This is a genomic window from Streptomyces sp. NPDC006624 (assembly GCF_040611555.1).
Classification (GTDB): domain Bacteria; phylum Actinomycetota; class Actinomycetes; order Streptomycetales; family Streptomycetaceae; genus Streptomyces.
Map to the genome: position 1 here is coordinate 83,644 of NZ_JBEXOM010000016.1, position 12,725 is coordinate 96,368.

General features: G+C 73.1%; 11 protein-coding genes. 7 read left to right on the forward strand and 4 right to left on the reverse strand.

Annotated features, from left to right (window positions below; all coding sequences use genetic code 11):
* Positions 1-58: 58 nt before the first annotated feature.
* Positions 59-1,582, forward strand: coding sequence for a cytochrome P450 (locus tag ABZY20_RS26475; RefSeq protein ID WP_356444294.1), 1,524 nt, complete (start codon positions 59-61; stop codon positions 1,580-1,582).
* On the opposite strand, the gene ABZY20_RS26480 is transcribed toward ABZY20_RS26475, so the two are convergent.
* On the reverse strand, positions 1,576-2,562 hold the full coding sequence (locus ABZY20_RS26480; RefSeq protein WP_356444295.1) for an RluA family pseudouridine synthase: 987 nt from the start codon (positions 2,560-2,562) through the stop codon (positions 1,576-1,578). The two genes, ABZY20_RS26475 and ABZY20_RS26480, sit on opposite strands and share 7 nt — an antisense overlap.
* Before the next feature lie 79 nt (positions 2,563-2,641).
* On the opposite strand from ABZY20_RS26480, the gene ABZY20_RS26485 reads away from it, so the two are divergent.
* A complete protein-coding gene (locus tag ABZY20_RS26485; RefSeq protein ID WP_356444297.1) occupies positions 2,642-3,223 on the forward strand; it encodes a GNAT family N-acetyltransferase in 582 nt (193 codons plus the stop codon).
* A gap of 21 nt (positions 3,224-3,244) precedes the next feature.
* Here the strand turns inward: ABZY20_RS26485 and ABZY20_RS26490 are convergent, their stop codons facing one another.
* On the reverse strand, positions 3,245-4,087 hold the full coding sequence (locus ABZY20_RS26490) for a siderophore-interacting protein (RefSeq protein WP_356444299.1): 843 nt from the start codon (positions 4,085-4,087) through the stop codon (positions 3,245-3,247).
* Between the two features lie 102 nt (positions 4,088-4,189).
* Positions 4,190-5,119 (reverse strand): 5'-3' exonuclease, encoded by a 930-nt coding sequence (locus ABZY20_RS26495; protein ID WP_356444472.1) that lies wholly within the window; start codon positions 5,117-5,119, stop codon positions 4,190-4,192.
* A gap of 195 nt (positions 5,120-5,314) precedes the next feature.
* Between ABZY20_RS26495 and ABZY20_RS26500 the strand changes: the two genes are divergently transcribed.
* From ABZY20_RS26500 to ABZY20_RS26515, 4 genes are all read left to right on the forward strand, one after another.
* Positions 5,315-6,406, forward strand: coding sequence for a betaine/proline/choline family ABC transporter ATP-binding protein (locus ABZY20_RS26500; RefSeq protein ID WP_356444301.1), 1,092 nt, complete (start codon positions 5,315-5,317; stop codon positions 6,404-6,406).
* A complete protein-coding gene (locus ABZY20_RS26505) occupies positions 6,399-9,014 on the forward strand; it encodes an ABC transporter permease/substrate binding protein (protein WP_356444302.1) in 2,616 nt (871 codons plus the stop codon). Before ABZY20_RS26500 ends, ABZY20_RS26505 begins: the two co-directional genes overlap by 8 nt.
* A 334-nt stretch (positions 9,015-9,348) precedes the next feature.
* The gene (locus ABZY20_RS26510) at positions 9,349-9,918 is read left to right on the forward strand and encodes an XRE family transcriptional regulator (protein ID WP_356444304.1); all 570 of its coding nucleotides are present in this window, start codon (positions 9,349-9,351) and stop codon (positions 9,916-9,918) included.
* Entirely contained in the window at positions 9,915-10,646 is a 732-nt protein-coding gene (locus ABZY20_RS26515) for a helical backbone metal receptor (RefSeq protein ID WP_356444306.1), read from the forward strand. Before ABZY20_RS26510 ends, ABZY20_RS26515 begins: the two co-directional genes overlap by 4 nt.
* Here the strand turns inward: ABZY20_RS26515 and ABZY20_RS26520 are convergent.
* Positions 10,558-11,709 carry a TDT family transporter gene (locus ABZY20_RS26520; protein ID WP_356444307.1) on the reverse strand — a complete coding sequence of 384 codons (1,152 nt, stop codon included), beginning with the start codon at positions 11,707-11,709 and terminating at the stop codon, positions 10,558-10,560. The two genes, ABZY20_RS26515 and ABZY20_RS26520, sit on opposite strands and share 89 nt — an antisense overlap.
* Before the next feature lie 70 nt (positions 11,710-11,779).
* On the opposite strand from ABZY20_RS26520, the gene ABZY20_RS26525 reads away from it, so the two are divergent.
* Positions 11,780-12,709: a LysR family transcriptional regulator gene (locus tag ABZY20_RS26525; protein ID WP_356444309.1), complete on the forward strand. Its 930-nt coding sequence runs from the start codon at positions 11,780-11,782 to the stop codon at positions 12,707-12,709.
* Positions 12,710-12,725: the final 16 nt, after the last annotated feature.

A 12,725-nucleotide genomic window follows, 5' to 3' on the forward strand; every position in this document is an offset into this window, starting at 1 on the left:
GAACCCCCACCCCCCACGCCTCCTCCCAGACACCCTGGAAAGTTCCGGAGCGACCACTGTGACGCCTGAATCCCACGCCCCCACCGGTACGGACCGAGCCCGGCCCGGACCGCCCCCCGGCTGCCCCGCGCACGGCCTCGGGCCCGGAGGGCTGCACCGGCTGCACGAGGCGGAGGACCTGGGAGCGCTGTACGAGCGGCTCCGGGAGCAGCACGGCCCCGTGGCACCCGTCCTGCTCCACGACGACGTGCCGATCTGGATCGTCCTCGGCCACGCCGAGAACCTGCACATGGTCCGCTCGCCCTCGCAGTTCTGCCGGGACAGCCGTATCTGGACCCCGCTCCGGGACGGCCTGATCAAGCCCGACCATCCGCTGATGCCGCACATCGCCTGGCAGCCCATCGCCTCGCACGCCGAGGGGGACGAGCACAAGCGGCTGCGCGGCGCGGTCATGGGCGCCATCTCGACCATCGACTTCCGCAGCCTGCGCCGCTACATCAACCGCAGCACCCAGGCCATCGTCAACCGCTTCTGCGAGCGCGGCGAGGCGGACCTGGTCAGCCAGTTCACCGAGCATCTGCCGATGGCCGTGATGTGCGAGATCCTCGGCATGCCCGACGAGTACAACGACCGTCTCGTCGAAGCCGCCCGTGACGCCCTCAAGGGCACCGAGACCGCCATCGCCAGCCACGGCTACGTCATGGACGCCCTCAGCCGGCTCACCGCCCGGCGGCGCGCCGAGCCGGAGGAGGACCTCGCCAGCTACCTGATCACCCACCCGGCCCGGCTGACCGACGACGAGGTCAGGGAGCACCTGCGCCTGGTGCTCTTCGCCGCCTACGAGGCCACCACCAACCTGCTGTCCAACGTGCTGCTCACGGTGCTGATCGACCCGCGCTTCCGGGCCCAGCTCAACGGCGGCCAGATGACGGTGCCCGAGGCGGTGGAGCAGTCGCTGTGGAACGAGCCGCCGTTCAGCACGGTCTTCGCCTACTTCGCCAAGCAGGAGACCGAGCTCGGCGGCCAGCGCATCCGCCGGGGCGACGGGCTGCTGTTCGCCCCGCTCCCGGCCAACGTCGACCCGCGGGTGCGGCCGGACCTGAAGGCCAGCATGCAGGGCAACCGCTCCCACCTCGCCTTCGGCGGCGGCCCGCACGAGTGCCCGGGGCAGGACATCGGCCGTTCCATCGCCGACGTCGGCGTCGACGCGCTGCTGCTGCGGCTGCCGGACGTCGAACTCGACTGCGACGAGGAGGAGTTGCGCTGGACGGCGTCCATCGCCTCCCGGCACCTGGTGGAACTGCCGGTGCAGTTCTCACCCAAGCCGCCGCAGGACATCACCGAGACGCCGAACCACAAGGCCGTCCCGGCCCAGCGCGCGGACTGGCAGATCGGCACGCCACCGGCCCCGGCGGCCGTCCCGCCGCAGCCGCGTCCCGCGACCGCCGTGGCCCAGCCGCAGCCCGAGCCGGTGGTGGCGCAGCCCCAGCCCCTGGCGGCGCCGGTGCAGCCGGCGGCGCAGGAGCCGGTCCGCGGCAAGGGGGTCTGGCGGCGCCTGCTGCTGTGGTGGCGCGGTTACTGAGCGCCCGGTGGGCCGCCGTCCGGCGCGGCGGCCCACCGGGCGTACGACGTCCAGGCCGCCAGGTCCCGCCCGCTGCGGAACCGGCGCTCCTCGCCCGTGACCGGGTCGGTGAACTCCAGTGCCCGCGCCAGCAGTTGCAGCGGGCGGGAGAAGTCACCGGCCGGCACGGGCGGCGTCACCTCGGGGTAGAGCGGGTCGCCGAGGACCGGTATCCCCAGCGCGCTCATGTGCACGCGCAGCTGGTGCGTCTGCCCGGTGGCGGGGACCAGCCGGTACCGGCCCAGCCGCCCGGTGCCCAGCGGCCGGTGCTCGACCAGTTCGACACGGCTCACGGCGTTGGGCTCGCCCGGCACCTCCCGGGCGGTGAGCACGCCGCGCTCCTTCACGATGCGGCTGCGCACGGTCCGGGGGAGCGTGAGAGCCGGATCGCAGGGGGCGACGGCCTCGTACTCCTTGTGGATCCGCCGGTCGCGGAAGAGCGCCTGGTACGCGCCGCGTTCCGCGGGGCGCACGGTGAACAGGACGAGTCCCGCCGTGAGCCGGTCCAGGCGGTGCGCGGCGCCGAGGTCGGGCAGCTCCAGCTCGCGGCGCAGCCGGGCCAGCGCCGTCTCGGTGACGTGGCCGCCGCGCGGCGTGGTGGCGAGGAAGTGCGGCTTGTCCACGACGACGATGTGCTCGTCCCGGTGCACGACCTCCAGCGGGAAGGGCACCGGCACCTCGGCGGGCAGCTCGCGGTGGAACCACACGAACATCCCGGGCACGTAGGGCGCGTCCACCGGCACGGCCGCACCGTCCGCGCCGACGATCAGCCCCGCGTCGAACATCCCCTCGACGACGCCCTCGCCCGCCCCGGACAGCCGCTCCACCAGGTGCTCCCGCACCGTGGCCCAGCCGCCCGCGGCGGGCAGCCGCACCCGCACCGGGTCGACCCCCTGGCGCTGCGGCAGGGGAGAGGGCGGGATACGGCTCTTGCGTCTCATCGCGGCCCAGCGTACGAGGCCGGGGCGCGGCGGCGGTAAATCGCTGGAGGCCCCGGTGGCCGCTTGCCAGGATGCGGGCATGCCGTTCCTCACCGATCCGGTCCTGGCCGTGGGCACGCTCGCCGGGCACCCGCAGCCCACCCTGCCCGCAGACGGCGGACTGGTCCTGCGCCCCTGGCGGGCAGCGGACGCGCCCGCGGTGCACCGGGTCTTCCAGGACCCCGTGATGCACCGGTGGCACGCCCGCTCCGCCGACTCCGAGGACGAGGTCGCCGGCTGGATCCGGGACTGGCACCGCGCGTGGGAGGAGGAGCGGGAGGCGCAGTGGGCCGTCACCGGGGCGGACCGCGACGCCCTGCTGGGGCGCGTCGCGCTGCGTGAGATGCGCCTGGACGACGGCGTGGCCGAAGTGGCGTACTGGACCGCTCCGGCGGCACGGGGCGGGGGTGTCGCCGCCCGGGCCGCGACCGCGCTCGCCCACTGGGCCCTCGACGAGGTCGGGTTCCACCGCCTGGAACTCCTGCACGCCGTCGGCAACGAGGCGTCCTGCCGGGTCGCGGTCAGGAGCGGCTTCGCCTTCGAGGGCACCAAGCGCAGTGCGCTGCTGCACCCGGACGGCTGGCACGACATGCATCTGCACGCCCGCGTGCGGGGCGACTAGCCGCCCTGCGGCAGCGGCACCTCAGGCGGCCGGCGAACTCTCCTGCTCCGCCTCGATCCGGGCGTTCCACTCGCGCTTGGAGGCCTGCCAGCCGTCCTCGTTGTGGCCGAGCCGCCAGTAGCCGGAGATGGAGAGGTCCTCGCGGGGCATGCCGCGCTCGACCCGCAGCAGACTGCGCAGCTCCTTCACGAAGTGCGCCTCGCCATGGACGAACGCCTGCACCCGGCCCTCGGGGAAGTCCAGGTTCCGTACGGCCTCGACCAGCGCCTCACCCAGCGGCCGGCCGCCCCGGTGCAGCCAGACGACCTCCACGTCGGAGTCGATCTTCTGCTCCTCCTCGGGGCCGGAGATCTCCACGAAGGCGAACGCCCTCGCCCCGCGCGGCAGGGCCTCCAGGGCGCAGGCGATGGCGGGCAGCGCGCTCTCGTCCCCGGCGAGCAGATGCCAGTCGGCCTCCGGGTCGGGTGCGTACGCCCCGCCGGGACCCATGAACCGCACGGTCTCGCCGGGACGGACCCGCGCGGCCCACGGCCCGGCCAGGCCCTCGTCGCCGTGCAGGACGAAGTCCAGCGTCAGCTCGCGGTGTTCGGCGTCCCAGTGGCGGACCGTGTACGTCCGGGTGACCGGCCACTGCTCGCGCGGCAGCTCGTCACGGACGCGCTGCAGGTCGAAGGGCTCCGGATAGGTCACCCCGGCCGGCGGGAAGAGCAGCTTCACGTAGTGGTCCGTGCACGTCTGCGCCGCGAAATCGGCGAGGCCCTCTCCGCCGAGCACCACACGCTGCATGTGCGGGGTCAGCCGCTCGGTGCGGACGACCTGGGCGGAGTGCGTCCTGCGCGGCTGGCGTGCCGGTCGCTCTGCCATGAGGACCTCCCTGTCTCGCATAGTTAGGGTTACCTAAGTTAGCACCTCGTCCTCATGTCACACCTCCCGGGGCGGAGAGTCGCCTCCCCCTCCCGCGGCGGCTCACGCCGCGAGCGTCGCCAGCAGACGCTCCAGCGACCCGCCCAGCCCCCAGCGGGCCGCCAGCTCCCGCAGCGCCGCCGGGTCGCGCGGGGTCCGCGGCACAGCCGTGGACACCTCCGGGAGCGGAACGTCGTCCGCGACCCGGACCACCTTCGGCGCGACCGCGAGGTACGGGCGCGCCTCGTCCAGCCGCCTGCGCTGCGTCGGCGTCAGCTTCGACCGCCGGTCCTCGACCGCCGCCAGGATCCCGGCCAGGTCGCCGAACTCGGCGAGCAGCTTGGCGGCCGTCTTCTCACCGACGCCCGGCACACCCGGCAGGCCGTCGCTGGGGTCGCCGCGCAGCAGGGCCAGGTCCGCGTACCCGCTGCCGCCGACCCCATACTTCCCGCGCAGCACCGCCTCATCGGTGAGCTGCAGCGTGCCCACGCCCTTCAGCGGGTACAGCACGCGCACCCCGCGCGCGTCGTCCACCAGCTGGTACAGATCGCGGTCGCCCGTGACGATGTCGACCGGGCCCTTCGCCCGCGCGGTGTAGGTGCCGATGACGTCGTCCGCCTCGTACCCCGCGACGCCCACGCGCGCGATGCCCACCGCGTCCAGCACCTCCTCGATGACCGGCACCTGCGGCGACAGCGTGTCGGGCACCTCCTCCTCGTCCGGGCCGGTCGCGTGCTCCTCGGCGACGCGGTGCGCCTTGTAGGAGGGGATCAGCTCGACCCGCCACTGCGGCCGCCAGTCGGCGTCCATGCAGGCCACCAGCTCGTCCGGCCGGTGGTCGCGCACCAGGCGGTCGATGAAGTCGAGCAGCCCGCGCACGGCGTTCACCGGTGTGCCGTCCGGTGCCTTGACCGACTCGGGCACGCCGAAGTAGGCGCGGAAGTACAGGGAGGCGGTGTCGAGGAGCATCAGTCGTCCGGTCACGCCACGCATCATGCCGTACGCCACTGACAGCGTGTCGCGCTGCGCAACGCGTTGCGGTGTGCGCGTCTCCTGTGAGGCCTCCCACTTGTGCGTTTGCCTTCCGTGATCGGGGGGAGGCGCCGCCCGGAGCGAGGTCGGTTGCGCATTTCAACTGTTTTGGCGCCCGGTCCTCGCTCCGTTCTGTCGCCGTCGGGAGAGGTGCACGTGTCAGCGAGGCTTGAGGCAGAGAGCTTGTACAAGGTGTTCGGCAGGAGACCGGACCGGGCCGTCGAGCGGCTCAGGGACGGAGCCGGCCGGGAGGAACTGCGCGCCGAGGGCGCCACCGCCGCCGTGATCGACGCCTCCTTCACCGTCGAACCCGGCGAGATCTTCGTCGTCATGGGCCTGTCGGGCTCCGGCAAGTCCACGCTGCTGCGCATGCTGAACGGCCTGCTCGAACCGACCGCCGGGCACGTGCGCTTCGACGGCCAGGACCTGACCGGGCTGAGCGACCGCGAGCTGCGCCGGGTCCGCTCCCGGAAGATCAGCATGGTCTTCCAGCACTTCGCGCTCTTCCCGCACCGCAGTGTGCGCGAGAACGCCGCCTACGGTCTGGAAGTGCAGGGCGTGCCCCGCGCCGAGCGCGTACGCCGCGCCGACGAGGCGCTCGCCCTGTGCGGCCTGGCCGGCTGGGAGAAGTCCTGGCCCGACGAGCTGTCCGGCGGCATGCAGCAGCGCGTGGGCCTGGCCCGGGCGCTGGCCACGGACGCCGACCTGCTGCTGATGGACGAGTCCTTCAGCGCCCTGGACCCACTGATCCGCCGCGACATGCAGGACCAGCTGCTGGAGCTGCAGCGCGAACTCAAGAAGACGATCGTCTTCATCACCCACGACCTGAACGAGGCCATGCGCCTGGGCGACCGCATCGCCGTCATGCGCGACGGCCGCATCGTCCAGATCGGCACCGCCCAGGACATCCTGCTGCGGCCGGAGAACGACTACGTCGCCTCCTTCACCCAGGACGTCGACCGCTCCCGCGTCCTGACCGCGGGCGAGCTGATGGACACCTCGGTCACCGGCGACGACCCCGGCTGCCGCTGCCGGACCGCCACCGTCGACACCCCGTTCACACAGCTGTGCGCGATCAGCGCCCGGCTCTCCCACCCCGTGCCGGTCGTGGACGGCGACAACAAACTGATCGGCGTCGTCCCCCGGCAGCGGCTGGTCGGCTTCCTCGGCGACGAGCCGGACGCCGGCCCGCAGCCCTGCGACGCCCCGCGCGACAAGGGCGGGGAGAAGGTGGGCGCCGGTGCCTAGGATTCCCTTCGGCGACTGGGTCAACAGCGCCGTCGACTGGCTCCTCGACCACGTCGCGTGGCTGTTCGACTTCCTCAAGACGGTCTTCCTCGGCGCCTACGACGGCATCGACGCCGTCCTCCAGGCACCCGAACCCCTGCTCCTGGCGGGCATCTTCGCCGTCATCGCCTTCTGGCTGCGCGGCACCCTCGCCGGTGTGCTCTCCTTCGCGGGATTCGCGTTCATCGACTCCCTCGGGCTGTGGGAGAACGCGATGATGACCCTCTCCCTGGTCCTCGTCGCGACCATCATCGCCCTGGTCGTCGCGGTGCCCGTCGGCATCTGGGCCGCCCGCTCGGAGCGCGTCAGCGGCGTGGTCCGGCCGGTGCTGGACTTCATGCAGACGCTGCCCGCGATGATCTACCTCATCCCGGCGATCCTGTTCTTCGGCAGCGGCGCCCCCGCCGGCATCGTCGCCACACTGATCTTCGCGCTGGCCCCGGGCGTCCGCATGACCGAGCTGGGCATCCGGCAGGTCGACAAGGAACTGTTCGAGGCCGCCGAGGCGTTCGGCACGTCCCGGCGCGACATCCTGCTGCGCGTCCAGCTGCCGCTCGCCCTGCCCACCGTGATGGCGGGCGTCAACCAGGTCATCATGCTCGGCCTGTCGATGGCCGCCATCGCCGGCATGGTCGGCGCCGACGGCCTGGGCGGCGACGTCAACGAGGCCATCGGCCAGCTGAACGTCGGCCTCGGCTCCGAGGCCGGTGTCGCCATCGTGATCCTCGCGATCTACCTCGACCGCATGACCAGCGCCCTCGGCACCCAGGTCTCGCCGCTCGGCCGCCGCGCCGCGGCCCGGCTGCGCGCCGCCCAGGGCCTGAGGATCTGGTCGTACCGGCCCCGCCCGGCCGTCGCCGTGATCGGTGTCGTGGTGCTCGCGCTCGTCGCGGGCGGCATGGGCGTGTTCGGCGGCGCCGGCAAGGGCACCGCCACCGCGGCCAGCGGCGACGTGGGCCAGGGCAAGAAGATCAGCATCGGCTACATCCCCTGGGACGAGGGCGTCGCCTCCACCTTCCTGTGGAAGGAGATCCTCCAGCAGCGCGGCTACGAGGTCGAGACCAAGCAGCTCGAGGCCGGGCCGCTGTACACCTCCCTGGCGAGCGGCGACCTCGACTTCCAGACCGACGCGTGGCTGCCCACCACCCACGAGCAGTACTGGAAGAAGTACGGCGAGCAGCTCGACGACCTCGGTTCCTGGTACGACGAGACGTCCCTCGAACTGACCGTCCCGTCCTACATGAAGGACGTCGACTCCCTCGACGACCTCAAGGGCGAGGCCGCCCGGTTCGACGGGAAGATCACCGGCATCGAGCCCAGCGCCGGCATGATGTCCCTGCTGAAGAGCAAGGTGCTCAAGGAGTACGGCCTCGACGAGGAGTACCAGGTCGTCGACAGCTCCACCCCGGCCATGCTCGCCCAGCTCAAGCGCGCCTACGCCAAGAAGCAGCCGATCGTCGTCACCCTGTGGTCACCGCACTGGGCCTACAGCGACTACGACCTGAAGAAGCTCGAGGACCCGAAGGGCACCTGGGGCAAGGGCGACGGCGTGCACACGCTCTCCCGCAAGGGCTTCGCCGACGACCACCCGGCCGTCGGGAAGTGGCTGAAGGACTTCTCGATGTCCGAGAAGGAACTCACCGGCCTCGAAGCCGAGATCAACAAGGCCGGCAAGGGCCGGCAGCCGCAGGCCGTCCAGGCGTGGATGAAGCAGCACCCCGGCATCGTCGACAGGCTCGCCCCGGTCGAGGGCGGCACGGGCGGCACGCCCGCCGAGGCCGAGCGGCCCCTGAACGTGGCCTGGTTCCCCTGGGACGAGGACATCGCCGTCACGTACCTGTGGAAGAACGTCCTGGAGCGGCGCGGCTACAAGCTGAACCTCAAGCAGATGGACGTCGGCCCGGTCTACACCGGCCTGGCCTCCGGCGACCTGGACCTCAACTTCGACGCCTGGCTGCCGTACGCCCAGAAGAACTACTGGGACCGGCACAAGGACAAGCTCAGGGACCTCGGCACCTGGTACGAGCCGACCTCCCTGGAGCTCGCCGTCCCCGCGTACGTGAAGGACGTCAAGTCCCTCGCGGACCTCAAGGGCAAGGCGGACCGCTTCGACGGGAGGATCATCGGCATCGAGCCCGGCACCGGCGAGATGAACCTGCTGAAGAAGAAGGTCCTGCCGGGCTACGGCCTGGACGGGGAGTACAAGGTCGTCGACGGCTCCACCCCGGCCATGCTGGCCGAGCTGAAGCGCGCCTACGCCGAGAGGAAGCCGATCGCCGTCACGCTCTGGTCGCCGCACTGGGCGTACAGCGACTACGAGCTGACCAAGCTGAAGGACCCGCGCAAGGCCTTCGGCGAGGGCAACACCATCCGCACCATCTCGAACGAGGACTTCCCCGGGCGGTACCCGCAGCTCACGAAGTGGATCAAGAACTTCACCATGAGCGAGGAGGAGCTCGGCAGCCTGGAGAGCGAGATCAAGGACCGCGGCCAGGGGCAGGAGGAGGAAGCCGTCGCCGCGTGGCTGGAGGAACACCCGGACATGGTGAAGCGGATGACTCCGCAGTAGGGTTCTGGGGCGGGCCGCGCAACACGCCGCGTCCCGCCCCGCACCCCCCGGATCCACGAGCGGGATCCGGACAACCACAGAGCGCTACGCCATCCCCGGAACTCCCTTCCCCTGCCTGTTCCCCGTAGAGGGGGAACCGGCGCCCCACCGCCTACGCGGCGGATCCCCTGGCGCGAAAGGCGAGGTCGCGCACCGCCCTGTGTGACGTCGATGTGACGGGCGCATGAAACGGTTTGCCGAACATGCGTAGGGTGCAGACAACTCAACACACGACGCGCGCCGGGACACCGGGGCGCGGGGAGCGGATCGACGGGCGAAGGAGGGAGCCGGAGCGATGGGCGACCACAAAGAACAGCCCCTTCGGGTGGGCGCCGCCGTGCGCCGCCGGCGCCGCGCGCTGGACCTCACCCTCGCCGTCGTGGCCGAGCGCAGCGGCCTGTCGGTCCCGTTCCTGAGCCAGGTGGAGAACGACCGGGCGCGCCCCAGCCGCAGCTCCCTGGAGAAGGTGGCCGACGCGCTGCGCACCACCGCCGTCGAACTCCTCGCCGCGGCCGACCCGGCATGCAGCGTGGACGTCGTCCGGGCCGACGAGCCCGAGCCGCCGTCCCTGCCGCGCACCCGGTCCCTGGTGCGCGGCCACCACCAGATGCACGCCTCCGAGTTCACCGGGGACCACGACCCGGGCCGTGAGTTCCAGTACCGCAACGACCAGTTGATGTACGTCGCCGACGGCGCGGTGGAGATCGAGGCGGAGGGCCGCGCCTACCGCCTGGGCCGGGGCGACACGCTCTACCTCACCGGCGGGGTGCGGCACCGCTGGCGGGCGGCCGAGCCGGACACCCGCGTGATCGTCGTCGCCGTGGCGGAGCACATCGAGGCGGTCCGGGACCGGCCGCGCCGGTGACGCCACCGGTACGGGTCGTCTCGCTGGTGCCCTCCCTCACCGAGGCCGTCGCCACCTCCGCCCCCGGCGCACTGATCGGCGCCACCGACTGGTGCACGCATCCCGCGGACCTGGACGTCGTCCGCGTGGGCGGCACCAAGAACCCGGGGACCGACCGGATCCTCTCCCTCGCGCCCGACCTGGTGATCGCCAACGAGGAGGAGAACCGCGCCCCCGACCTGGCGGCGCTGCGCGAGGCCGGGTGCGAGGTCCTGGTGACCGAGGTCCGCGACGTGCCGCAGGCCTTCCGCGAACTGGACCGGGTCCTGGACGCCTGCGGGGTGACCACCCGGCCGCGCTGGCTGGACGAGGCGGAGGACACCTGGTCCTCCCTCCCGCCGCCGGCGACCCGGCTGACGGCCGTGGTGCCCGTCTGGCGCCGCCCCTGGATGGTCCTGGGCCGCGACACCTTCGCCGGTGACGTCCTGGCCCGCCTCGGCGTCGGCCACGTGTACGCGGCGCACCCCGACCGCTACCCCCGCGTCCCGCTGGAGGAGCTGCGGGCCGCCGCACCGGACGTGGTGGTCCTGCCCGACGAGCCGTACCGCTTCACGGCGGACGACGGCCCTGAGGCCTTCCCGGGCCTGCCCTGCGCGCTCGTCAGCGGGCGGCACCTGACGTGGTACGGGCCGTCGCTGGCCGAGGCACCGCGGGTGCTGGGCCGGGCGCTGCGAGCAGCTCGCCCCTGACCAGCCCGCGCACGGTGCCCGCGGCGGCGGCGCTCCACGCGAGGACCAGCACCGCGTACAGCACCACCGCGGGGCCCGCGTACGCCACGAGCCCGGTGTGCCGCGCCAGCGCCTCGGCGCCCGTGACACAGGTGCCGACCGGGAAGGTGAACGACCACCAGGTCATCGCGAACCGCATCCCGTGCCGCCGGGCGCGCCACACATGGGCCGTGGCCAGGCAGAACCACAGCAGCGCGAACCCCATCACCGGCACCCCGTAGAGCACGGCGAGCACCCCGAACCCCTCGCTGTACGGGGCCGGTACGACCCCGGGGGCGACATCGGCGAACGCGCCGGCCGCCGTGGTGGACTGCCCGAGCGGGCCCAGCACCAGGAACAGCGTCGGGGTGAGGGCGAGCGGCAGCGGCCCGCCGGTGAGCAGACGGGCGAAGACCAGCGGCAGCAGGAGCAGCGTCGCGAGCAGACTCAGCCCGAACAGCGCGAAGCACGTCAGCAGCAGCGTCTCCCGCGCCTGACCGGGCGGCAGATGCGGCACCAGCAGCGGCCCGACGGCGGCGGACACCATGGGCGCGACCAGCGGCAGCAGCCAGACCGGCGTGGCCTGCCCCGGCTCCGCGCGGTGCCGTACGGCCATCAGGTACGGCACGGCCACCGCGGCGGCCAGCCCCACCGCCGTACCGGCGGTGAACAGCACGGCGTCCAGCGCGACGGCCGCGCGCAGGCCGATGACCTCCCGGCCGGCCCCCAGGGCACCGGCGCCCACCGCGAGCAGGGCCATGGCGAGGCAGCCGTAGAAGGGCGCGGTCGCCGGGTCGAGGAGATGGGCGCGGGCCTGGTCGCGGTGGTGCGCCCAGTGCACGGCCCGGGCGCACAGCAGGGTCAGCAGCAGGGCGAGGGAGAGGACCCAGACCGCGGCGAGGGCAGGGCGCAGCCCGGGGACGTGCGGGGGCAGGGCGGCTCCGGCGGTGGCGACGACGGCGGTGCCCATGACGGTGGCGTACCAGTTGGGCCCGAGATGACGGACGGACCTCGGGGACGCGAAAGACCGGGCGGCGGTGACCATGGCTTCACCCTCGGGTCCGGGACGGCCCACCACCAGGGAGTGTGCCTCTATGGCGGCATAAGCTGGGTTTATGAGCAACGCGGATGAGCAGGCCGGCCCGCCGGTCGCCGGCTCCCTGGCGCACCGGGTCCCGGACCTCGGTGCCCTGGAGCTGCTGCTGGCGGTGGCACGGGTCGGCAGTCTCGGAGGGGCGGCGCGGGAGCTCGGCATCACGCAGCCCGCGGCCAGCAGCCGGGTCCGGTCGATGGAGCGCCAGCTCGGGGTGGCGCTGGTCGACCGGTCGCCCCGCGGGTCGCGGCTCACCGACGCCGGGGCGCTGGTCACGGACTGGGCGCGGCGGATCGTGGAGGCGGCGGAGGCCTTCGACGCGGGCGCGCAGGCGCTGCGGGACCGGCGCGACTCGCGGCTGCGGGTGGTGGCGAGCATGACGATCGCGGAGTACCTGCTGCCCGGGTGGCTGATCGCGCTGCGGGCGCAGCGGCCCGACACGGCGGTGTCGCTGCACGCGGGCAACTCGACGGTGGTGGCGCAGCGGCTGCTGTCCGACGAGGCCGACGTGGGCTTCGTGGAGGGCCTGACGGTGCCGACGGGGCTGGACTCGGTGGTCATCGCCCACGACCGGCTGATCGTGGTGACGGCCCCGGGGCACGCCTGGGCCCGCCGCCGGCGGCCGCTGGCGGCGCGGGAACTGGCCTCGACACCGCTGATCCTGCGCGAGAAGGGCTCCGGCACCCGCCAGGTCCTGGACGCCGCGCTCGGCGGACTGGCCCGGCCGCTCATCGAGCTGTCCTCGACGACCGCGGTGAAGGCGGCGGCGGTGAGCGGTGCGGGCCCGGCGGTGCTGAGCGAACTGGCCGTGGGGGAGGAGCTGGCGACGCGGCGGCTGGTCACGGTGCCGGTCGAGGGGGTCACGCTGGCGCGGGACCTCAGGGCGGTCTGGCCGGTGGGGCACCGCCCCACCGGGCCCGCCCGGGACCTGCTGTCGCTGACACGGGGGTAGGCGCGCCGCCGCCGGG

Excerpts from the sequence above, each read along its gene's own strand:
- ABZY20_RS26495 (WP_356444472.1), bottom strand. The coding sequence starts at position 5,119 with ATGCGTGGCGTGACCGGACGACTGATGCTCCTCGACACCGCCTCCCTG.
- ABZY20_RS26480 (WP_356444295.1), bottom strand. The coding sequence starts at position 2,562 with ATGAGACGCAAGAGCCGTATCCCGCCCTCTCCCCTGCCGCAGCGCCAG.
- ABZY20_RS26510 (WP_356444304.1), top strand. The coding sequence starts at position 9,349 with ATGGGCGACCACAAAGAACAGCCCCTTCGGGTGGGCGCCGCCGTGCGC.
- ABZY20_RS26485 (WP_356444297.1), top strand. The coding sequence starts at position 2,642 with ATGCCGTTCCTCACCGATCCGGTCCTGGCCGTGGGCACGCTCGCCGGG.
- ABZY20_RS26525 (WP_356444309.1), top strand. The coding sequence starts at position 11,780 with ATGAGCAACGCGGATGAGCAGGCCGGCCCGCCGGTCGCCGGCTCCCTG.
- ABZY20_RS26520 (WP_356444307.1), bottom strand. The coding sequence starts at position 11,709 with ATGGTCACCGCCGCCCGGTCTTTCGCGTCCCCGAGGTCCGTCCGTCAT.
- ABZY20_RS26490 (WP_356444299.1), bottom strand. The coding sequence starts at position 4,087 with ATGGCAGAGCGACCGGCACGCCAGCCGCGCAGGACGCACTCCGCCCAG.